Below are 21,455 nucleotides of genomic sequence, written 5' to 3'. Positions count from 1 at the left end.
CGTAAAGAACTGGATATCGCTGAAACCGAAATGCCGGCACTAATGGCGATGCGCGCCAAGTATAGCGCCAGCAAACCCTTGGCTGGCGCCAAAATTCTCGGCTGTATCCATATGACTATCCAGACCGGGGTACTGATTGAAACTTTGGTTGAGCTGGGTGCCGAGGTACGCTGGTCTTCCTGTAATATCTTTTCCACTCAGGATCATGCCGCGGCCGCTATTGCCGCGGCCGGTGTGCCGGTATTTGCTTGGAAAGGTGAAACCGAAGAAGAGTATGACTGGTGCCTTGAACAAACTATTTTAAAAGACGGTCAGCCTTGGGATGCCAATATGGTGCTAGATGACGGCGGTGACTTAACCTTAATGCTGCATGAAAAATACGGCAGCATGTTAGATAGCATCCATGGTATTACCGAAGAAACCACCACCGGTGTTCATCGCCTGCAAGAGATGTTGGATAAAGGGACGCTTAAGGTGCCCGCCATCAATGTTAACGACTCGGTCACCAAATCCAAGAATGATAACAAGTATGGTTGTCGTCACTCTCTAAACGATGCCATCAAGCGCGGCACTGACCATTTGCTGGCAGGTAAAAAGGCGCTGGTTATTGGCTACGGTGATGTGGGTAAAGGTTCGGCCCAGTCATTAAATCAGGAAGGTATGATTGTCCGCGTCACCGAGGTTGATCCTATCTGTGCGATGCAAGCCTGTATGGATGGCTTTGAGGTAGTCTCGCCTTATAACAATGGCATTAACACCGGCAAGGTTGAAGATATCAACACGGCACTATTACAAAATACTGATCTGGTAGTCACTACCACCGGTAACTTCAACGTCTGTGACTCGGCTATTTTGCAGTCACTGAAAAGCGGTGCTGTGGTCTGTAATATCGGTCACTTCGATAACGAAATCGATACCGCCTATATGCGCAAAAACTGGACATGGGAAGAGGTTAAACCTCAGGTGCACAAGGTTTACCGCGATCAAGCGTCGAATGACCATCTGATTTTGTTATCCGAAGGCCGGCTAGTCAATCTAGGGAACGCAACAGGTCATCCGTCACGCATTATGGACGGCTCATTCGCCAACCAAGTGCTAGCACAAATTTATTTATACGAACGCAAGTTTGCCGATCTGAATGCCGATATGAAAGCCAAAGCAATCACGCTGCAAGTGCTGCCGAAAAAATTGGATGAAGAAGTAGCAGCGGATATGGTCAAAGGTTTTGGCGGGGTAATAACCCAGTTAACACCGGAACAAGCCGATTATATTAATGTAGCGGTTGATGGCCCGTATAAAGTTGAGAGCTATAAGTACTAGCATCATCTCCATAAAGGTGGGAAGCTAAATCCCGCCCTATGAGTGTAACAAAAGTTTTAGCAATACAGGTTAACCATTATGAGCGACAACAGGCGCTTTAGTTTTGAATTTTTTCCACCAAAGACCGATCTTGGGCGGGAAAAATTGGCAACTGTCCGTAAAGAGCTAAATCAATTAGGCCCGGATTTTTTCTCGGTCACCTATGGTGCCGGCGGATCGACTCGCGATAACACCAAAGATACGGTGTTAACCATGATCAATGAAGGCATTGCAACAGCGCCGCATTTATCCTTTGGCGTCGATGATCAGGCATCAATATTAGAACTGATCACCGAATATAAAAATGCCGGCGTCAATCGTATTGTGGCGTTGCGTGGTGATATGCCTTCAGGCATGGGTGCGCAGCGTTTAATTTATGCGCGCGAACTGGTTGAGTTTATTCGCCAGCATACTGGTGATCATTTTCATCTGGAAGTCGCCGCCTATCCGGAAATTCACCCAGATGCCAGCAGCTACGATGCTGATATTCAATTTCTAAAACAGAAGTTTGATGCCGGCGCCGATAGCGCTATCACGCAGTATTTTTATCATGCCGATGCTTATTTTTATTTTATCGAGCAATGCCGCAAAGCCGGTATTGATAAACCGATTTACCCGGGCATTATGCCAATCACCAATTACCAGAACCTTGCCCGGTTCTCTAAAAACTGCGGCGCCGATATTCCACGCTGGCTATGCCAAAAGCTGGAAGGCTATGGTGATGATAAAGCGAGTATTGCCGAATTTGGCGCCGAAGTGGTCACTCGATTATGTGAACAACTGTTAGCTAATGGCGCTCCCGGCATTCATTTTTATACTATGAACCAGATTGAACCAAATAAAACGATTTGGAAAAATCTGGGATTATAAACTCCATCATTCCCGCCCTCGCGGGAATGATAATACTGGATTTACTATGCGTATCAGTCGGCTTTTTATAAACACAACATTAAGCCCAAACGCTCTTATTTCCCTTGACGAAAAAGCCAGTCACTATTTAATTAACGTGCTGCGCCTTAAATCCAATGCGCCATTAGTTGTTTTTAATGGCCATGGCAATCAATACAATGCCACCATTGAAACGGTAGAAAAAAAGACGGTTACCATCCGCACCAAAGACTGCGTGGCCGTTAATAACGAGTCCCCTTTATCGATTCATTTAGGTATTGCGCTGTCTAAGGGCGATCGCATGGATTGGATAATACAAAAAGCTACCGAGCTTGGCGTGACAGCCATCACGCCGTTAACCAGCGAACGCAGCGAAGTCAAATTAAAAGGTGCGCGGCTGGAGAAAAAATTACAGCACTGGCAGCAGATTGCCATTAGTGCCTGCGAACAATGTGGTCGCAATCGAGTGCCAGCTATTCATGCTCTAAGCATTGCTGATGATTGGGTAAAAACGGTTAACGCTGAGCGAAAATTGGTGTTACATCACCGCACGGAACAAACAATCGATGCAACACGCCATATTGCCAGCGCGGCGCTGCTTATTGGTCCAGAGGGTGGTTTAAGTGAGCGGGAAATTAACGCAGCTGAGCAGCAAGGTTTTGCAGCGCTGCGATTAGGACCAAGAGTATTAAGAACCGAGACTGCGCCGCTGGCAGCGATTACTTTGCTACAGCATAGTTGGGGTGATATGTAGGCTGACTAATCGCTATTATTATCAACAGCAACCATAGCGTCCCATTAACCGAAAGCTTTATAATCAGTACCGCAACGGTATATTTCGATTAGAACTGCAACAAACTGCAACAACATGAGTCACTTTATGAGCATTCGCCTTGGCGTAGTCATGGATCCGATTGAATCCATCAATATGAACAAAGACACCACGCTAGCCATGTTATGGGCAGCGAGTGATCGGGGTTGGTCAATCAGCTATATGCGCCAGCAGGATCTTTATCAAACCGGTGGCGAGCCGAGAGCAACAACCCGTTCATTGCAAGTGTTTAGGGATACTAACGATTTTTATCAGTTGGGCGAGCTTGAGGATATTAATCTGGGCGAACTCGATGTGATTTTGATGCGCAAAGATCCCCCGTTTGATAATGAGTTTGTCTATAGCACCTATATCCTTGAAGCCGCCGAACGACTGGGCACATTAGTGGTTAATAAACCGCAGAGTCTCAGGGACTGTAATGAAAAGCTATTTGCCACCCAATTCCCGCAGTGCTGCCCACCACTGGTGGTCAGCCGCGACCAGCAGATATTGCGCAGTTTTTATCAACAGCATGGCGATGTTATTTTTAAACCGCTTGATGGCATGGGCGGCTCGTCTATTTTTCGAGTTAAGCCGGATGATCCCAACCTTGGCGTGATTCTCGAAACGCTAACCGCCTATGGCGCTAACACCATTATGGCGCAAAAATATCTGCCGGAAATTATCGACGGCGATAAACGTATTTTACTGATCGATGGTGAGCCGGTGGATTATTGCCTCGCCAGAATTCCCTCCCAAGGCGAGACTCGGGGCAATTTAGCCGCTGGTGGTACTGGCCGCGCCCAGCCACTATCGGATCGGGATCGCTGGATTGCAAACCAGATCGGCCCTATCGCTCGTGAAAAAGGTTTGTTATTTGTCGGCCTTGATGTGATCGGCGATTATCTAACGGAAATCAATGTCACCAGCCCGACCTGTGTGCGAGAGATTGATAATCAGTTTGATACCGATATCGCCTCAACCCTGATGGATGCCATTCAGAAAAAGCTAAATAATAACTAAGTTATCATTTTGACCGTCGTCATTGCCGCCCAGCAAACATGGCGAGCCTCTGATATCAACAGGATAATAAGCCCCATGGCAGCAGCCCATCACTTTGCCAATTTTCCCGATTTCGCGGATATGGAAATTACCCACCATCGCCTCGGCTTGGCTTTTTGTCTGGCACTGGCCATCCATGCCGCGCTTATTTTCGGGGTTGGCTTTACCCGTGAGAAAGCGGCGAAAACGCTGCCAACATTAAATATCACACTGGCACAGCAGCGCAGTCAAACCGCGCCCAAAAAAGCTGATTATTTGGCCCAAAGCCATCAGCAAGGCAGCGGCACTCTGCAACACAAGGCCGTATTGACCACACCTCAGCAAGCAAATTCTCAAGCTATCACTATTCAGGAAGCCCATCAGCGGCCGCGACAGCTTGAAGATATGGCAACGGTGCAGCGCCGTCAGGAAATTGCCAGCTTGGAAGCAAAGCGGGATATTCAACGTCAGGCCTATGCCAAACGGCCTCGAGTTCGCAGACTGACGTCAATGGCAACCGCGCAAGCCGACGACGCTCTATACCTGCATAACTGGCGTAGCAAAGTTGAGACCATTGGCAATCAACATTACCCCAGCAAAGCAAAACAGCAGCAAGTCTTTGGCAAATTGCGAATGCTGGTGTCGTTGTTGCCTAATGGCGATGTTTATCAAGTGAAAATTTTGCAGTCCTCCGGCCATAAAATGCTTGATCAGGCGGCACTGGAAATTGTGCAGCTGGCCGCACCCTACGATCCCTTTCCCAAAGCCATGCAAGGCAAGGTCGATGTGTTAGAAATTATCCGAACCTGGCACTTCCACAACAATAAATTTTTCTATAGCCGTTAAATAATTAATCGTAATCCATCAACGTCAATTTCTGCTTTGCCGACATCAAAAAAGATTAAATTTTCGTTTTTTATAACCGATAAACCTTGTCTTCGAGCCGCTTCATCTCAATAATGAACACATGGACAATATAACCAGCCTTAAAGACCATTTCTTAATTGCCATGCCCACCATTACTGATGGCATTTTTGCTCATAGCATTACCTATATCTGCGAGCATAATCAACATGGCGCTATGGGTTTGGTGATAAACCATCCACTGGATTTAAGTCTCGATCAAATTTTTGATCATCTTGACATCGATGATATTCAAACGTCTCATCACGATAAGATTCTTGCCGGCGGCCCGATGCATATGGATCGCGGATTTGTATTACACCGCACCACCGATGCTAATTGGGAATCTACTCTCTGTGTATCCGACCATATTGCCTTAACCACCTCACAAGATATTCTTACCGCTATCGCTCATAACGAAGGCCCCAGTGATAGTATTGTGGCTTTGGGTTACGCTAGCTGGTCGGAGGGGCAACTCGAAAGCGAACTGGCAGACAACGCCTGGCTAACCGCACCGGCTGATAGCCAGATTATTTTCAATACCCCTATCGAGCAACGCGCCAAAGCTGCGGCAGCCAAAATAGGTATTGATTTAGCCCTGATTTCACCCACCGCTGGGCGCGCATAACGAATGGCTACAACGTCAACCGCCAAAGCAAAAACCATTCTCTGTTTTGATTACGGCAGCAAAAGTATTGGCGTCGCTGTGGGGCAATCCATTACCCAAACCGCCAACCCTATTGCCGATTTGACGGCCAAAGATGGCATTCCTAACTGGGACGATATCAACCAGCTGATCCAAGAATGGCAGCCTGATTTATTGCTGGTGGGCTTGCCGTTAAATATGGATGGCAGTCCATCGGAGATGGCGGTACGGGCGAAGAAATTTGCTAACCGTTTGCATGGCCGCTTTGGATTGCCCTTTGCCATGGCCGATGAACGTCTAAGCAGTTTTGAAGCAAAAGGCGAAATCCTTCAACAGACCGGATCGCGAGATTTTAAAAACCATCATGTAGATAGTTTAGCGGCGGTGTTTATTTTACAAAGCTGGCTTGCTGAAAATAACTAACTGTAGTTATACCTCTAAGCGGAAATCCCCACTCAGTGGTTATCGATTACAAATTTTTCGGAAACCGAGCTTTCTCACGAGCGACTTCGGCACTGATTAAACCTTGCTCCACTAGGGCTGTTAAAGATTGATCCAGCGTCTGCATACCTACCGCGCCACCGGTCTGCATAGCTGAATACATTTGTGCCACTTTATCCTCACGAATTAAATTACCAATCGCTGAAGTGCCGATCATAATTTCATGGGCGGCGACACGGCCACCGCCGGTTTTTTTTAATAAGGTTTGCGCAATAACGGCCTGCAGTGATTCTGACAACATCGAACGCACCATGGATTTTTCTGCCGCAGGAAAGACATCAATCAGTCGATCAATAGTTTTTGCCGCTGAAGTAGTGTGCAAGGTAGCAAATACTAAGTGACCGGTTTCGGCTGCGGTCATTGCCAGACGCATGGTTTCCAAATCACGCAGTTCGCCTACCAGAATAATATCGGGATCCTCACGCAGTGCCGACCGCAGTGCGGCATGAAAGCTATGAGTATCGCGGTGCACCTCACGCTGATTGATCAAACAGTGTTTAGATTGATGAACAAATTCGATCGGGTCTTCAATGGTCAGAATATGCTGATATTTACTGTCGTTGATCGCATCGATCATCGCTGCCAATGACGTGGATTTGCCGCAACCTGTTGGCCCCGTGACCAACACCAAACCCCGTGGCGCCATACAAATATCATGGAACACCTGCCCCATGCCCAGCGCTTCCATCGTCACTACTTGAGAGGGAATGGTACGAAACACCGCACCGGCACCACGGCTGTGGTTAAAGGCATTAGCCCGAAAACGAGCAACGCCGGATACTTCAAAGGAGAAATCGGTTTCAAGCAACGTTTCAAACTCGCTGCGCTGACTGTCATTCATCATGCCATGGATTAATTGATGCACCTGTTTATGCGCCATAGGTGGCATTTTAAGTCGCCGCATATCGCCATCGACGCGAATCATGGGTGGCAAGCCCGCAGAAAGGTGTAAGTCGGAAGCGCCCTGTCTGGCGCTAAATGCTAACAGTTCGGTAATATCCATATTCATCCCTGCTTTTATCATCCTGATAAGAAACTGGCCGAAGACGCTTCGGCACCACGCAATATTGAAATGACGCCTTTATTGCTAAGTCAGGCGCTGAGTCGCTATCATTACTGGCGGAGCAGTGATAGTCAAACCATGCAAACCCGCACCCGTCATTAACGACTCAACAATCAACAGAAAAGCCAAACCATGTCGCCAACCATTGCATTAAATATAGTCAAGCTTCGGCAACGTATCGCAGCCGCTGAAAAAACATATCAGCGCCAGCCCGGCTCGGTACAATTAATGGCCGTCAGCAAAACCCGCTCTGCCGCCATGGTTCGCGCTGTTGCCGCCGCAGGGCTAACGGATATGGGTGAAAATTATTTGCAAGAAGCGCTGGATAAGCAGCGGGAACTGACTGATCTCAAGCTAAACTGGCACTTTATTGGCCCTATTCAATCGAATAAGACCCGATCTATCGCTGAGCATTTTGATTGGGTTCACAGTGTCGACCGAGTTAAAATTGCCCAGCGCCTGAGTGACCAACGCCCCGAGGGCATGGCGCCGCTTAATATTTGCCTACAGGTAAATATCAGTGGCGAAGAGACAAAATCCGGGCTGGCACTGGAAGCGTTGGGCGATATAGCAGACCAACTGACAGACCTACCCAACCTCAGCCTGCGCGGGCTGATGGCAATCCCGCAAGCGACCGAGTCGTTCGATCAGCAACGACACGCCTTTGCCCAGCTCGCCGGCGCCCTGCAGCAGTTACAGCATAAACATCCGAGCATGACGACGTTATCAATGGGGATGTCTAACGATATCGATGCGGCCATCGCCGAAGGGGCAACCATCGTTCGTATTGGCACCGGTATTTTTGGCCCGCGCCAATGACTTCGCAGACTGCTATACTGGCGCAATAAAATAAAAGTAAACCAATCATCTGAACTTACTAGGGATACTACCTTGTCAGACCCCAAAATTGCATTTATCGGCGCAGGCAATATGGCCTCAAGCATTATCGGCGGCCTTACCGCCAAAGGTTTTGATGCCCAATCGATGACTGCCAGCGACCCCTACCCCGAGTCTCTGGTCAATCTGGCGAAAATTGCCCCAGTCAATATCACCCATGATAACCATCAGGCGGTCGCCAATGCCGATGTGGTAGTGCTGGCGGTTAAGCCGCAAATGATGAAAACGGTGCTTGAAGACTTGGCCAGCAGTGTCCAGCAAAGCAAGCCGTTAATGATTTCCATCGCTGCCGGCATCGAAACTAACAGTCTGGACAAATGGCTGGGGGGCGATATGCCAATTGTACGCTGTATGCCTAACACCCCCGCTTTGGTACAAAGTGGAGCCACTGCTCTGTTTGCCAATAGCAAAGTCAACGGTGAGCAAAAAGAGCTGGCGGACCAGATCCTTCGCGCTGTTGGTATTGCCCTATGGGTTGAGCAAGAAAGTGCATTGGATGCCGTTACTGCCGTTTCCGGTAGTGGACCGGCGTATTTCTTTTTAGTGATGGAAGCCATGCAAACCGCTGGCGAACAGTTAGGCTTAAGCGCCGATGTCGCCAAGCAACTGACTTTGCAAACGGCATTGGGCGCAGCGCAAATGGCTATCGCCAGCGATGTTGGAACCGACGAACTGCGGCGCCGGGTAACGTCACCGGGCGGGACTACCGCCGAAGCAATTAAAGTGTTTGAAGATGCAGGTCTGCGAGATACGTTTAACAAAGCCTTAATTGCCTGCCGTGATCGCTCAGAAGAGCTGGCAAAAATTATCGATAGCGAAGATTAAGCTCACGCTATCAATTAACGACTTTATTGACAGGAATTTTTTATGGGCGCGCTGCAAGACATAGGCATCTTATTAGTCCAAACATTTTTTCATCTCTTGATACTGGCTGTATTGCTGCGTCTGTTATTACAAATGGCCAAAGGCGATTTTTATAACCCCATCTCGCAGTTTTTAGTCAAAGCTACCCAGCCGATGCTAGCGCCAGTAAGACGGTTTGTGCCCAGTGTTGGCAGCATTGATACTGCCAGTATTATCGTGGTTTTACTGTTGCAAATAACCGCGACGATTTTGCTGGTAAGCATTCGAGGCTATCCTATTCCAGACGCTATAGCTTTGTTGATTTGGGCAGCATTGGGCACAGTAAGCATGGTGATTAATATTTATTTTATAGCTATTCTGGCTGCTATTATTTTAAGTTGGATAGCGCCTGGCAGCTACAACCCAACGGTCATATTATTGCACCAACTAACTGCGCCGGTAATGAAACCTTTTCGCAATATACTGCCGGCAATGGGCGGCTTAGACTTGTCGCCTATTTTTGTTTTTATCACGATTAATATACTACAAATTATTCTCTCTCATTTGGCCGCCGCTACCGGCTTACCGGTTGCTTATGTCATTGGGATTTAACCAGACCCATCAATACTCATTGGATCAAAACATGTCAGAGCAATCTGTCAAAACGACACAAAATAATTCCGTTGGCATAGTGTCGCCCAAAACCCAACACTTCGATCAGCCATTGACATTGGCCAGCGGTAGAGTGCTGCCACAATATGACATCGTGTATGAAACCTACGGCGAGTTAAATGCGGATAAATCCAATGCCATTTTAATTTGTCATGCCTTGTCAGGTCATCACCATGCGGCAGGGTTTTATCAGGGTGATAAAAAACCGGGCTGGTGGGATCACTATATTGGCCCGGGCAAACCTATCGACAGCCGTCAGTTTTATATTGTCAGCATTAATAATCTCGGCGGTTGCCATGGCTCAACCGGCCCTACTTCGATTAATCCTGATACCGGCAAAGCTTGGCAAAGTGATTTCCCACATATGCGTTGTCGCGATTGGGTTAATAGCCAGCGCGAGCTAATGAAGCTGTTAGGTATTACTCAATGGGCTGCGATTATTGGCGGCAGTCTGGGTGGCATGCAAGCTATGCGCTGGGCATTGGAATACCCCGACGAATTACGCCACTGTATTGTTATTGCCTCGGCGACCAAACTAACCGCGCAAAATATTGCTTTTAATGAAGTCGCCAGACAAGCCATTAGTTCAGACCCAGACTTTCATAATGGCTTTTATCTAGACCATAACACTAGCCCAAAAAATGGCTTGCGGTTAGCCAGAATGGTGGGGCATATCACCTATTTATCAGAAGATGGTATGGGGCAAAAATTTGGCCGCGAACTAAAAGCCGGCTCTTTTATGCTGGGCGCTGATGATGATATCGAATTTGAGGTAGAAAGTTATTTACGCTATCAGGGGGATATGTTTTCCGAAGCATTCGATGCCAACACTTATATTTTAATGACCAAGGCCTTAGATTATTTTGATTTGGCCAGAGAATATGGTGACGATACGGTTGCCGCCTTTAGTCAGGCCAAATGCTCGTTTTTTGTGGTGTCCTTTACCTCGGACTGGCGCTTTTCTCCGCAACGTTCAAGAGAGATTGTTGATGCGTTAGTGGCCGCCAAAAAACCGGTAAGCTATGCGGAAATTGAAGCCGATTTTGGCCATGATGCTTTTCTAATTCCTAATGAGCGTTATGAAAATGTTTTTCATGCCTATATGCAACGTGTTGCGGAGAGCTGCTAATCATGCGTTTTGATTTACAAGTTATTCCCCACTGGATAAAACCGGGCAGCCGAGTGCTGGATCTTGGCTGCGGTGATGGCGAGTTATTAAAAAAACTCGAAACTGACAAACAAATCCAGGGCGTCGGCATCGAAATTGGTAGCGACCAAATTACTGCCTGTATTGCCAAAGGATTAAATATTGTCGAGCAGGATCTCAATAAAGGCCTAAGCAATTTTCAGGATGATAGTTTTGATATTGTGGTTATGGCTCATGCACTGCAAACATTGCATGACCCGCATGTGGTTATCGATGAAATGCTGCGGGTAGGTAAAGAATGTATCGTCACCTTTCCTAATTTCGCACACTGGTCTTGTCGTTTTCATCTTGGCGGCAAAGGCAGAATGCCGGTTTCCAAGTTTATGCCTTATCACTGGTATGACACACCGAATATTCACTTTTGTACGGTAAAAGATTTTGAAGCGCTTTGTGCCGACAATAATATTAAAGTGCTAGCCTCTACCGTGGTTAGCCATGACAGCAGCGAAAGTTTTTTAGGCCATTTATTACCCAACCTTTTTGGTGTAACCGCGGTTTATCATATCAGTCGTTAACAGGTATAGTTTATGTTTAGGTATGGTTTTTTATTGATTGGTTTACTGTCCAGCTGTTTCAGCATGGCACAAACAGAGACCAGCAAAGTTTTTGGCGATTATGAAGTACATTATAGCGTGCTGAATTCCACATTTATCAGCCCGAAGGTCGCACAGGTTTACGGCATAGTTCGCGGCAAGGATCGTGCATTGATTAATATTGCTGTTAGAAAACGTTTAGCACGCGGCGAGACCAGCGCTAAAAAATCGATCGTCAGGGGTAGCAGTTCTGATTTGATTCATACGGCACCGTTAGATTTTCAGGAAATCGTCGAACAGGGTGCTATTTATTATATTGCCGAGCTACGTTTTAATAATAAAGAACTGCGCACCTTTACCATTAGCATTCAGCCTGACGCCAATATTGCGCCCTACACATTAAAATTTAATAAAATCTTATACTTTAACTAAACGCTTTATGAAGAAAATCGTTCTCGCCAGTAGTAACGCCGGCAAGCTAAAAGAATTCCAACAGTTATTAAACCGCAGTGGCTTTGAGGTATTACCTCAATCGGTTTTTGATGTGCCTGATGCCATTGAAGACGGCCTTAGCTTTGTTGAAAATGCGCTTATCAAAGCACGGCATGCTTCAACACTCACCGGCCTACCCGCTATTGCCGATGATTCCGGCCTTGAAGTTGATGCGTTAGATGGCCGACCAGGAATTTACTCGGCTCGCTTCGCTGGAGAGCATGCTAGGGACTCAGACAATAATAACAAACTGTTAGCCGAGCTTGAAGATATTCAATCCGCCGAGCGCACGGCCCGTTTTCAATGCCTATTAGTGTTTATTCGCCATCCAAATGATCCAACTCCCATTATTTGTCAGGGGACTTGGGAAGGTCGTATTTTATTTGAGCCTCAAGGTAATAATGGCTTTGGCTATGATCCTCTGTTTTGGATTACCGAACAGGGCTGTAGTTCTGCTGAGCTGGACCCAGCACTAAAAAATCGTATTAGTCATCGCGGCAAAGCGATGCAGTTATTGCTAGAAAGAATTTAGGATTTTTGTGTTAGCCTGTTAGCTTTTTCTTCACATAAGCCGCCTGGCCTATGCTCTATTTCAGGCATCAAGATCGGGAATCAACTGGGCTTTAATCCGCTCTATATTTTGCTTAAGTTGCAATTTCTGGCGCTTGAGTCGCTGCAACTGTAACTGATCGACATAGGGAAATTCGGCTAACCGCGCAATCTCTGTATCGAGCATACGATGTTCGGTCTGCAAAACGAGCAGCTGGGTACCTAACGATGGGATATCTGAATTTTCCATCCACAAAAAGTAGCTTGTTAACGGCGATAACACAACTTTTGCTAGCGCTTAATTATCGGCTTATCGATGGCAACGCAGGCCGTTAAAACCTAAAGCTGATTATCGACAAATTGTTTAATCGTTTGCTGGCCAACGGTATCAATGGAAGTAAACTCCAGACCGCAAAGTATGCCGTCCGCGCGCTGATCTACTTTAACCACCCTGGCATAGATATCAGTGGTGTCAGTACCTAATAATTGTAGCGATACTGCCATTTTAATTTCAGACAATGGCTCCAGTGCTATGGGGCACCGCATTAATAAACCGTTATAACCCAGATCAAGCACTTCACCCTGAAACGCCTGACTATCGACCTGCTTGCCCACTAAACGATAGCAATAGCAGGACATATTGACGGCCACACGAGGACTTTTACGTACCTCTCGACGCGGGACGGTCATGGCGCGAGGTCCGGTAGTACCCATCAAATCATAGAGGCACATGGTTTGTTTCTTGCCTTTGACCATTACGTTATTTGGCTCACCGACTTGCACAAATGACTTAGCCAATTGGTAGGTGTTTTCGCTAAGCAAAATTTGGCCGCGCAAACTTTGCGCCTCTATTCGTGAGGTAATATTGACGGCATCACCCACCACGGTGTACTCGCGGTGATAATCCGAGCCCAGCGCCCCGACCATTACTTTGCCACTGTTTATACCGATACCCATATACATTTCTGGCAGATCCAATTCGAAATTCTGTTGATTAAATTCAGACATCGCCCGCTGCATCGCTACCGCACAGCTAATTGCACGCTCGACATCATCGGCAGCGGCCTGTGGTACACCGAACAATACCATCATGGAATCGCCCATTAATTTATCGATGGTGCCACCATACTGCGTAATCACTTCGCTCATATGGGAAAAATAACGGTTAAGTAATTCCATGACTGTCATGGCGGAGAAAGTTTCAGCCAAGGCAGTAAAGCCGCGGATATCGGCTAACAGAATAGTGACATCGCGATACTCAGGAGCGCTGTCGTTAATCTCGTTGGCCAAAAGCAATTGTTGGATTTTGCCTAACAGCCCTTCTCTGGCGACGTCAGCTTCAAACTGTGGCGGTATAGATGATTGCACCTCGGCGCAGATGCTTTCAGCTAGCTGTTTGTAATTATTATTTTTAAGCATGAAATTATTGTTTTTTTTGCTTTATTAGAATCGGTTTAATGCAAACAACACTTAGAAAAAATCTCGCCGCTACCACAGAAGCAAAGCTCATCACGGGCAACAGGTTCCAGCGCAAGAAATAACTGCTCGGTATCAACATCCCACACGCCTTGAGCCCAGACACTGGCTACGGAGGCATAGGTAGCCAGCACTTGCTGGAATAAATCATAGGCTTCCGGCAAATGTTCGTCGGTTAGTTCCATGCCCTGCTCAAAGCTGAGTTGCTGGGCATCGATAATATCGGCAAAAGTAGCCGCTAAACATAGCGTAGTATCGACATTCTCGCAGACACTGTGATCATTCAAATCATCAATCGCAATTAGCCACAGATCTTCCAAATACTGATGCCCTAGCAATAGGCCTTCGCACCACTGGGAAAGTTCTTGCTGCCAACGTTCGCAATAGCGGGCACTAAAAGGCAAAAAGCGACGCTGTCTTGCCATCTCGGCAATATGTTCGGAGAGTGCCACCACCTGCCGATAGAAACTGCGGGCGTCCTGCTCATTGTCAAACTGCGGCTCATCATTTAGCCAAATCAGGTCAAACCATTCAGCGGGGCGAATAGTTTCCGGTGAGCAGGCCAAGGCAAACAACAGCCCCTGTAATTGAGCATAGCTGAGCACAGCATCATTGCGTTGCAATTGTGTCAAACGCTGACGCAGAGAGTGCTCTTGTTGCTTGTCGAAGTGAGTTAATTCCACGGCGCTCCGAATTGCGCGCCATCGGCGCGCTCTTAGTATTTTAGGGTTGCCCGTTTGTGCATACTACTGTGCAGCAAGCTCAAAAGCTATCGAATCACTGCCGATTAATCAGCTCCGGGTTCGCCGCCAGAACATTTTCTACCGTATCGACAATGGCCTGAGTCTGGCGATCGACTTCAAAATTAATTTTATCGCCGATCGCTTTTGCGCCATGCGTTGTCACCCGCAGGGTTTCCGGAATATAGCAAACGGTCAGCGTGTGCTCTTCCCTATTGACTGATGCCACCGTTAGACTACAACCATTTAAACTTACAAAGCCTTTGGCAAAAATATATTTCATTTGCTCGGCGGGTACTTGGTAAGTAATAAACTTATTATTCTCTGGCTGCTCGATAGCCATAACCTCGACAGTGCTGTCGACATGGCCTGACACAATATGCCCACCAATTTCCACACCCTGTTTGGCAGATCTTTCGATATTGACGATATCACCGGTATCGAGTTCACCCAAGGTGGTGAGTGACAGGGTTTGCTGCATAATATCAAAATAAACCTTGGCTTGATCAATAGCCGTAACCGTTAAGCAAACGCCATCCACGGCCACGCTGGCGCCAATCACCAAATCGTCTAATAAAGCCTCTGGCAGCTCGATAGTGATGCTCTGTAGGCCGGGCTTACGTTCAACCGCCAACAGCGGGAACGAGCCTTGCACAATACCTGTAAACATATATTTTTCCGGTTGTATTCATTGTCCGAACAAACCATACGTTGTGTACTATGTTCTCAAACAATAAAAATATTTTACACTTCGGCCAAATTGCCCTTTTCTTCCAACCAACTTTTACGATCTGAGGAACGCTTTTTCGCCAATAGCATATCCATCAGTTGATTCGTTTCGTCGCCGGACTCAATGGTTAACCGCACTAGCCGGCGCGTATCACCACTCATAACGGTTTCACGCAATTGCATGGGGTTCATCTCACCCAAACCTTTAAACCGCTGCACCCCGATCTTGCCGGTTTTCTTTTCAGCCTCAATGCGGTCAAGTATGCCCTGTTTTTCACCTTCATCTAAAGCGTAAAACACTTCTTTGCCAACATCGATACGATACAGCGGCGGCATAGCAATAAAGACATGCCCCGCCTGAACCAAGGGACGAAAGTGGCGCACAAACAGCGCGCAAATTAATGTCGCAATATGCAAACCATCGGAATCAGCGTCGGCAAGAATGCAGATTTTATGATAGCGCAAACCGGAAAGATCATCTGAAGCAGGATCAACACCGATAGCGACAGCGATATTATGCACTTCTTCCGAGGCTAAAATTTCCTGTGAGTCGACTTCCCAGGTATTAAGAATTTTGCCTCGCAACGGCAAAATAGCCTGATATTCACGATCGCGACCCTGCTTGGCAGAGCCCCCCGCGGAATCACCCTCGACCAAAAACAGCTCGCCCCGCTCGGCATCATCGCCGGAACAATCCGCTAGCTTGCCCGGTAGCGCAGGGCCAGAAGTGATTTTTTTACGGGCCACTTTTTTCGATTTTTTCATTCGCGACTGTGCATTATTAATACACATATCGGCGAGTTTTTCTGCATCTTCGGTATGCTGGTTAAGCCATAGGCTAAAAGAATCTTTGGCTACACCGGAAACAAAGGCTGCGGCCTCACGGGAACTTAACCGCTCTTTGGTTTGACCGGAAAACTGCGGGTCTTCCAGTTTTGATGACAACACAAAGCAACATTTATCCCAAATATCATCGGGGGTCAGTTTAAGGCCTCTGGGTAATAAATTACGGAACTCACAAAACTCCCGCATCGCTTCTAATAAGCCCGTGCGCAACCCATTAACGTGAGTGCCGCCCTGTGCCGTTGGAATCAGATTGACGTAAGACTCTGTGGTTAGCTCGCCACCTTCAGGCAACCACTGCACCGCCCAGTCGGCACCTTCGTTACTACCGGCAAAGCTGCCGATAAAAGGTTCTGCGGGTAGCGTCTCCCAACCCTTGGTGCTGGCAAGCATATAGTCTTGCAAGCCGTCCTCATAAAACCACTCGTCTTTTTCACCGCTGGCCTCGTCTTTAAAGGTGACTTTAAGTCCGGGACATAATACCGCTTTGGCGCGAAGCACATGACGCATACGGGAAAGAGAAAATTTGGCAGAATCGAAGTAACCGGCATCGGGTAAAAAGCGAATACGGGTACCGGTATTTCGCTTGCCGCAGGTATCAATCACGTTTAGATCTTTAGATTTTTCACCGTCTTTAAATTCCATTTCATAAACTTCACCATTGCGGCGGATATTGACCTCTAACAGTTTGGATAAGGCGTTAACAACTGACACCCCCACCCCGTGCAAACCACCGGAAAATTGGTAGTTGTCACTGTTAAATTTACCGCCGGAATGCAACGTGGTAAGAATCACTTCAACACCGGGTTTTTTCTGCTCAGGGTGCATATCCACCGGCATACCACGGCCATCATCGGTACAGCTTAATGAGCCGTCTTTATGGATCACCACATCAATCTGTTTTGCATAGCCGGCCAGCGCCTCATCAACACTGTTATCAATTACCTCCTGCGCAAGGTGGTTCGGTCGACTGGTTTCGGTGTACATGCCGGGGCGTTTACGCACCGGGTCAAGGCCGGTTAAGACCTCAATGGATTCAGCATTATAATTAGACATTCAGTATGGTTAGGCTCTCAGCTTTTACATTATTTTGGATTAAACTAATTCTAGAAAGTTAAACGCTTCAGGTAAATGACTTTCAAAATTTTGGAAGCCATGATCACCCCCTTCTTCAACCACTTGCGGGCAGCCCTGATAGTAACTAACTGCCTTGCGGTAATCGAGGGTTTCATCACCGGTTTGTAATAAAACTTTGATTTGCTCGGGTTTGGACAGGGTCTGCACCTCTAAGCGATGCAAGGCTTCAATATCGCTATGAGTTAACACAAATGTTTCGTTGGTATAGGGGTTTGTATTCTCGCCTAATACGGCGCTTATCTCATAGGGTTTTACCGCCGGATTAATCACCAGCGCCTTTAAGCCGTATGCTTCGGCCAGAACAGTGGCCATAAAGCCACCTAGTGAACTACCGATTAGCGCAATTTGTCTCGCTGAATTTTCCGCCCTTGCGGTCTCAACCATGGCTCGCAACTGCTGATAAGCCGGCATCGGGTAGTTGGAGAGCTGGGGGATGAATAATTGTATGGGCAGCTGTAGGCGTTCAATATACTGCCGCGTCTGCTGTGCTTTTATAGACTGTGGCGAGCTGAGAAAGCCGTGGATATAGATAAGTAGCGGATGCATTGAAGCAAACAGCCCCTGACAACGTAAAGCTGAAAGCATACCTGTAGTTAGCGGAGCTGGCTATTTGAAAATGGAGTTTTTATCGCCAAAAACCACAAAAACTCAGTACCCGCTGGAACGTTCGTAATCGATATCGAACTCAACCTCGGTGACACGAGCAATGCCGGTATCAATCACGCCATCAGCATGCAGTGACAACCAGCGATAGCCCGGGTTTAAACGCGCTAATTTAAAGTCGGGGCTGTTGGCCGCAAACTGGATACAAGTGGAGGGCGTGGCCATCAATTTCACACCGTTGCGCTGTTGCTCGATTTCCTGATGGACATGCCCCCAAAGGAGACCTCGCACCGATGAAAACTGATCAATTAGCGTAAAAAAAGCGTCGGCATTGCTGATTATCTGACTATCTAACCAATCACAGCCGATAGCAATCGGATGATGATGCAGACATAGCAAGCTATGCTCGGCAACGGTGGTTTCCAGACATTGCTGTAAAAACTGTAATTCTTTATCGCTTAAACAGCCGCCTACCTCGCCCGGAATGGTGGAATTGAGCATCACAATCTGCCAGTTGCCTATTTCAATACGTCGACTTAGGGATTGGTCGCCCTTAAAGCTTTGCTGCATAACCGACAAAGCATCGTGGTTACCCGGCAACCATAAGGTATGCGGCGCCAAGTGTTCGGTCATTTGCTGAAAGCGCTGATAGGAGGCCGGAGAACCGCCATTAGAAATATCGCCGGTAGCCAATAATAACTCAGCGGATCGCTGCTCCGTATTAAGCAATTCGACAACATGGGCCAGACTTTGGTCGGTATCCATACCCAATAGCGGCTCACCCAGCTGAGCCCCAAGATGAGTGTCGGTAAGCTGGATTAATTCGATAGGCTGTGTTGTATTGTTACGCTCGATCCGCAAGTTGTGCCCCTGATCATGCTGTTGTAGTCGCTGAGAATAACCAACCCGAGGCAGATTATTAAGAACGCTCTATTTAACGATTGAACAGCGACAAAATCCAGTAACTATTGCCAATGATAAGCAATAATCACCGTATTGACTGGATTCATCATCACTTTAGCCAAAAAATGGCAAAAAACGGCTCATAAGGTCTGGAAACACAACTGACTACCATCCAAGGCATGACCATATTGTAGGCAGTGACTCAACCATTCACCGAGAAATAGATTGAGTTGTGCCTTTTCGTCGCGCTGAAACATATTTTTATTGGGGTATTCATAGCTGGCATAAAGTGCCCGCCGGGCATCGAAAGACACCACCTCTGCCATTTGGGCATCGTGATAAACCCGCAGCGAAAAGCGTGGCGCCGTATCCCAAGGCTGCATTTTTTGCTCTGAGGGTAATTGGCTAATATCGACCATGGTAGTGTATTTGCAACGCTCGGTGATATCGATACGGATTTGCGCCAACTGGCCACCACTCAGCTCAACCCCAAACAGGCGCTGGTCAATTGTGGCCATATCCGGCAATAGTTGCATAATGCGCGCATAATTCGCCTCGCACTGTGCCATTTGTCCCGCCAAATCGACGGTATACTGCTTTTTAATCATATCGCGTTTTTAGTATCAATCAGAATTAACAGCAAATATCACCATAGCCTTTATATAAAGTCTAACAATTTTATACAAAGGCGGCTTTAACAAAACTTGCTCTGCTAAATTAACAAAAAATTATCGATTATTCATCCGGCAAAGTAGGGCTTTGGCAAGCGGTTTGTTACACTTGGCACTTGAAAGCGCACTATACATAGCCATCTACAGTAGAAAGCGCAATGCCATTTAAGGATTAAATTGATGAAATATTTTATACGCTCTCTATCACTGGCGGCTGCGCTGGTTGCAAGTGGTTCTTTAACGCAGGCCGATACATTGGCTAACGTTTATGAGCAATCACTAAAAAACGACCCCAAGTTAAAAGGCGCTGAAGCGACTTACCGAGCCAATATTGAAACCGAAAAATTGTCTTTTTCACGTTTGTTGCCGCAGATTACTGCCTCGGGTGAGTACCGTGAAAACAACAAAACCGATGTACGTAACCAATCGGCCACCTCACCAAATACCAATGATGATATCGAATCAGATAGCACTACGTTAAGCCTGAGCCTTAATCAAACACTGTTTGATTTATCCACTTGGTTTAGTTTTCGACAGGGCAAAGAGCTTACCAAACAGGCAGCAGCACAATTAGCCGCTGATCAACAGGGCAGCATTATACGCGTTGCTGAAACTTACTTTAATGTATTGAGAGCTCTCGACAACCTTGAAGCATCAAGAGCGGAAGAACGAGCAACTCAGCGCCAGCTGGAGCAAACGCAACAACGATTCGATGTTGGCCTTATCGCTATTACCGATGTTCATGAAGCCCGCGCTGTTTATGACTCAACCGTTGTCACTCGGTTAACCGATGAAGGCAATCTGGCCACTTCATACGAATCACTGACCGCATTAACCGGTCAAAGCCATAAAAATTTATGGCTACTTAGCAAGGACTATCCGGTTATTGACCCCGATCCAATATCCCGAGATGCGTGGGTGCAGTTTTCATTAAAAAATAATAACGCATTAAAAGCCGCTATCTTCGGTATGGAAGCGGCCAAACAAAACGCAGCGTCCAAAAAAATGGGCCACGCCCCGAAATTAACAGGCAATATCACCTACAACGACTTTGAAGAAAAGGGCGACAAAATAAGCAACATTGAGCCAAGTGATAGCTCATTTGAAACACAGTCCGACGGTTATAGTTGGAGGGTTACATTATCTGTTCCGCTGTATTCCGGTGGCGGCATCAGCGCCCAACGCCGTCAAGCTTATGAACAATACAATGTTGCCTTGCAAAAAAAAATAGACACCCAGCGCTCCGTTATTCGTAGCGCCCGCGCCTCCCATATTACGGTAGTCAATGATGTTCAGCGAGTTAAAGCGCGACAACAAGCGATTGTGTCTACCCATAGCGCTTTAGATGCAACCGAAGCCGGGTACAAAGTGGGAACACGTAATATTGTTGATGTATTGCAAGCGCAACGTTCTTTATATGCGGCTATGCGTAACTATTCTAATTCACGTTATGACTATGTTATCAACAGGCTAAAACTAAAACAGGCGGCGGGCACATTAACGCCACAAGATATTTATGATATTAATCGTTGGATGGTTGAACCGGATGCGCCCACGGCGAATCAGTATCAAGGGGATTTGTCGCTGTAATAACTTTGCACGACCGCTGATAACCGATCTAAAGCACCACGATTCTCTGCAATCACCGCCTTGGCATTAGCGCCCATTTCAAGCCGCAACGTTTCCGACTGTGCCAATACAATCATTTTTTTGGCTAACGATGCTGCATCATTCGCAACCAATAAGGCAGAACGCTGCTGTAATAATCGACTGGCCTCAGCAAAATTAAAATCACTATTGCCGGTTAGTAAAGGCAATGACCAAGCTGCTGGCTCCAACATATTATGACCGCCAGAATTGATTAGGCTGCCACCAACAAAGGCTATATCCGCACAACCATAGAGTAATAACAACTCGCCCATGGTATCACCGACTAACACTTGCGTTG

The 21,455-nt window shown here is 47.0% G+C and carries 24 protein-coding genes and 1 pseudogene; 15 read left to right on the top strand and 10 right to left on the bottom strand.

Features of this window, described 5'->3' with window-relative positions; genetic code table 11:
- From AACP44_RS04860 to ruvX, 7 genes are all read left to right on the top strand, one after another.
- The coding region (locus tag AACP44_RS04860; protein ID WP_339339352.1) for an adenosylhomocysteinase at positions 1-1,320 on the top strand (1,320 nt) is incomplete at its 5' end.
- 78 nt (positions 1,321-1,398) lie between these two features.
- Positions 1,399-2,229 carry a methylenetetrahydrofolate reductase [NAD(P)H] gene (gene metF, locus AACP44_RS04855; protein ID WP_339339351.1) on the top strand — a complete coding sequence of 277 codons (831 nt, stop codon included), beginning with the start codon at positions 1,399-1,401 and terminating at the stop codon, positions 2,227-2,229.
- 46 nt (positions 2,230-2,275) lie between these two features.
- Positions 2,276-3,001: a 16S rRNA (uracil(1498)-N(3))-methyltransferase gene (locus AACP44_RS04850; protein WP_339339350.1), complete on the top strand. Its 726-nt coding sequence runs from the start codon at positions 2,276-2,278 to the stop codon at positions 2,999-3,001.
- Positions 3,002-3,127: 126 nt separating this feature from the next.
- Positions 3,128-4,081, top strand: a complete 954-nt coding sequence (gene gshB, locus AACP44_RS04845) for a glutathione synthase (protein ID WP_339339349.1) — start codon at positions 3,128-3,130, stop codon at positions 4,079-4,081.
- 75 nt (positions 4,082-4,156) lie between these two features.
- The gene (locus AACP44_RS04840) at positions 4,157-4,945 is read left to right on the top strand and encodes an energy transducer TonB (protein WP_339339348.1); all 789 of its coding nucleotides are present in this window, start codon (positions 4,157-4,159) and stop codon (positions 4,943-4,945) included.
- Between the two features lie 121 nt (positions 4,946-5,066).
- Positions 5,067-5,630, top strand: a complete 564-nt coding sequence (locus AACP44_RS04835) for a YqgE/AlgH family protein (protein ID WP_339339347.1) — start codon at positions 5,067-5,069, stop codon at positions 5,628-5,630.
- A 3-nt stretch (positions 5,631-5,633) separates the two neighbouring features.
- A complete protein-coding gene (gene ruvX, locus AACP44_RS04830) occupies positions 5,634-6,071 on the top strand; it encodes a Holliday junction resolvase RuvX (RefSeq protein ID WP_339339346.1) in 438 nt (145 codons plus the stop codon).
- Positions 6,072-6,117: 46 nt separating this feature from the next.
- Here the strand turns inward: ruvX and AACP44_RS04825 are convergent, their stop codons facing one another.
- The gene (locus tag AACP44_RS04825) at positions 6,118-7,152 is read right to left on the bottom strand and encodes a type IV pilus twitching motility protein PilT (protein WP_339339353.1); all 1,035 of its coding nucleotides are present in this window, start codon (positions 7,150-7,152) and stop codon (positions 6,118-6,120) included.
- Between the two features lie 192 nt (positions 7,153-7,344).
- Between AACP44_RS04825 and AACP44_RS04820 the strand changes: the two genes are divergently transcribed.
- From AACP44_RS04820 to rdgB, 7 genes are all read left to right on the top strand, one after another.
- Entirely contained in the window at positions 7,345-8,031 is a 687-nt protein-coding gene (locus AACP44_RS04820; RefSeq protein WP_339339345.1) for a YggS family pyridoxal phosphate-dependent enzyme, read from the top strand.
- A gap of 72 nt (positions 8,032-8,103) precedes the next feature.
- Positions 8,104-8,934, top strand: a complete 831-nt coding sequence (gene proC, locus AACP44_RS04815; RefSeq protein WP_339339344.1) for a pyrroline-5-carboxylate reductase — start codon at positions 8,104-8,106, stop codon at positions 8,932-8,934.
- 42 nt (positions 8,935-8,976) lie between these two features.
- Complete coding sequence (locus AACP44_RS04810; RefSeq protein WP_339339343.1) at positions 8,977-9,564, top strand: YggT family protein; 588 nt, start codon at positions 8,977-8,979, stop codon at positions 9,562-9,564.
- 31 nt (positions 9,565-9,595) lie between these two features.
- Positions 9,596-10,753, top strand: coding sequence for a homoserine O-acetyltransferase (locus AACP44_RS04805; protein ID WP_339339342.1), 1,158 nt, complete (start codon positions 9,596-9,598; stop codon positions 10,751-10,753).
- A gap of 2 nt (positions 10,754-10,755) precedes the next feature.
- Positions 10,756-11,346 carry a methionine biosynthesis protein MetW gene (gene metW, locus AACP44_RS04800; RefSeq protein WP_339339341.1) on the top strand — a complete coding sequence of 197 codons (591 nt, stop codon included), beginning with the start codon at positions 10,756-10,758 and terminating at the stop codon, positions 11,344-11,346.
- Between the two features lie 63 nt (positions 11,347-11,409).
- Positions 11,410-11,796, top strand: coding sequence for a DUF4426 domain-containing protein (locus tag AACP44_RS04795; RefSeq protein WP_339339340.1), 387 nt, complete (start codon positions 11,410-11,412; stop codon positions 11,794-11,796).
- 7 nt (positions 11,797-11,803) lie between these two features.
- Positions 11,804-12,388 carry an RdgB/HAM1 family non-canonical purine NTP pyrophosphatase gene (gene rdgB / locus AACP44_RS04790; RefSeq protein ID WP_339339339.1) on the top strand — a complete coding sequence of 195 codons (585 nt, stop codon included), beginning with the start codon at positions 11,804-11,806 and terminating at the stop codon, positions 12,386-12,388.
- A gap of 60 nt (positions 12,389-12,448) precedes the next feature.
- Here rdgB and AACP44_RS04785 read toward each other — a convergent pair whose 3' ends face one another.
- The 8 genes from AACP44_RS04785 to AACP44_RS04750 all read right to left on the bottom strand — a co-directional run bounded on the left by AACP44_RS04785 (position 12,449) and on the right by AACP44_RS04750 (position 19,444).
- The gene (locus AACP44_RS04785; protein WP_339339338.1) at positions 12,449-12,655 is read right to left on the bottom strand and encodes a YdcH family protein; all 207 of its coding nucleotides are present in this window, start codon (positions 12,653-12,655) and stop codon (positions 12,449-12,451) included.
- Positions 12,656-12,744: 89 nt separating this feature from the next.
- Positions 12,745-13,824, bottom strand: a complete 1,080-nt coding sequence (locus AACP44_RS04780) for an adenylate/guanylate cyclase domain-containing protein (protein WP_339339337.1) — start codon at positions 13,822-13,824, stop codon at positions 12,745-12,747.
- A 35-nt stretch (positions 13,825-13,859) separates the two neighbouring features.
- A complete protein-coding gene (locus AACP44_RS04775; RefSeq protein ID WP_339339336.1) occupies positions 13,860-14,564 on the bottom strand; it encodes a UPF0149 family protein in 705 nt (234 codons plus the stop codon).
- Positions 14,565-14,658: 94 nt separating this feature from the next.
- Positions 14,659-15,291 (bottom strand): riboflavin synthase subunit alpha, encoded by a 633-nt coding sequence (locus tag AACP44_RS04770; protein WP_339339335.1) that lies wholly within the window; start codon positions 15,289-15,291, stop codon positions 14,659-14,661.
- 74 nt (positions 15,292-15,365) lie between these two features.
- Positions 15,366-17,249 (bottom strand): DNA topoisomerase IV subunit B, encoded by a 1,884-nt coding sequence (parE, locus tag AACP44_RS04765; RefSeq protein ID WP_339339334.1) that lies wholly within the window; start codon positions 17,247-17,249, stop codon positions 15,366-15,368.
- A 39-nt stretch (positions 17,250-17,288) separates the two neighbouring features.
- Positions 17,289-17,915 (bottom strand): YqiA/YcfP family alpha/beta fold hydrolase, encoded by a 627-nt coding sequence (locus AACP44_RS04760; protein WP_339339333.1) that lies wholly within the window; start codon positions 17,913-17,915, stop codon positions 17,289-17,291.
- 63 nt (positions 17,916-17,978) lie between these two features.
- Complete coding sequence (gene cpdA, locus AACP44_RS04755) at positions 17,979-18,794, bottom strand: 3',5'-cyclic-AMP phosphodiesterase (protein WP_339339332.1); 816 nt, start codon at positions 18,792-18,794, stop codon at positions 17,979-17,981.
- Positions 18,795-18,976: 182 nt separating this feature from the next.
- Complete coding sequence (locus tag AACP44_RS04750; protein ID WP_339339331.1) at positions 18,977-19,444, bottom strand: DUF1249 domain-containing protein; 468 nt, start codon at positions 19,442-19,444, stop codon at positions 18,977-18,979.
- Positions 19,445-19,687: 243 nt separating this feature from the next.
- On the opposite strand from AACP44_RS04750, the gene AACP44_RS04745 reads away from it, so the two are divergent.
- Positions 19,688-21,097 (top strand): TolC family outer membrane protein, encoded by a 1,410-nt coding sequence (locus AACP44_RS04745; RefSeq protein ID WP_339339330.1) that lies wholly within the window; start codon positions 19,688-19,690, stop codon positions 21,095-21,097.
- On the opposite strand, the pseudogene AACP44_RS04740 reads toward AACP44_RS04745, so the two are convergent.
- Positions 21,076-21,455, bottom strand: a pseudogene (locus AACP44_RS04740) (3-deoxy-D-manno-octulosonic acid transferase); the annotation flags it as partial. The gene AACP44_RS04745 and the pseudogene AACP44_RS04740 overlap by 22 nt on opposite strands.

Origin of the sequence: uncultured Oceanicoccus sp. (assembly GCF_963968385.1) — a bacterium.
In the GTDB taxonomy this organism is placed as follows: domain Bacteria; phylum Pseudomonadota; class Gammaproteobacteria; order Pseudomonadales; family Dasaniaceae; genus Oceanicoccus.
The sequence above is the reverse complement of the archived record's forward strand: the minus strand, read 5'-3'. Positions and strand labels throughout refer to the sequence as shown.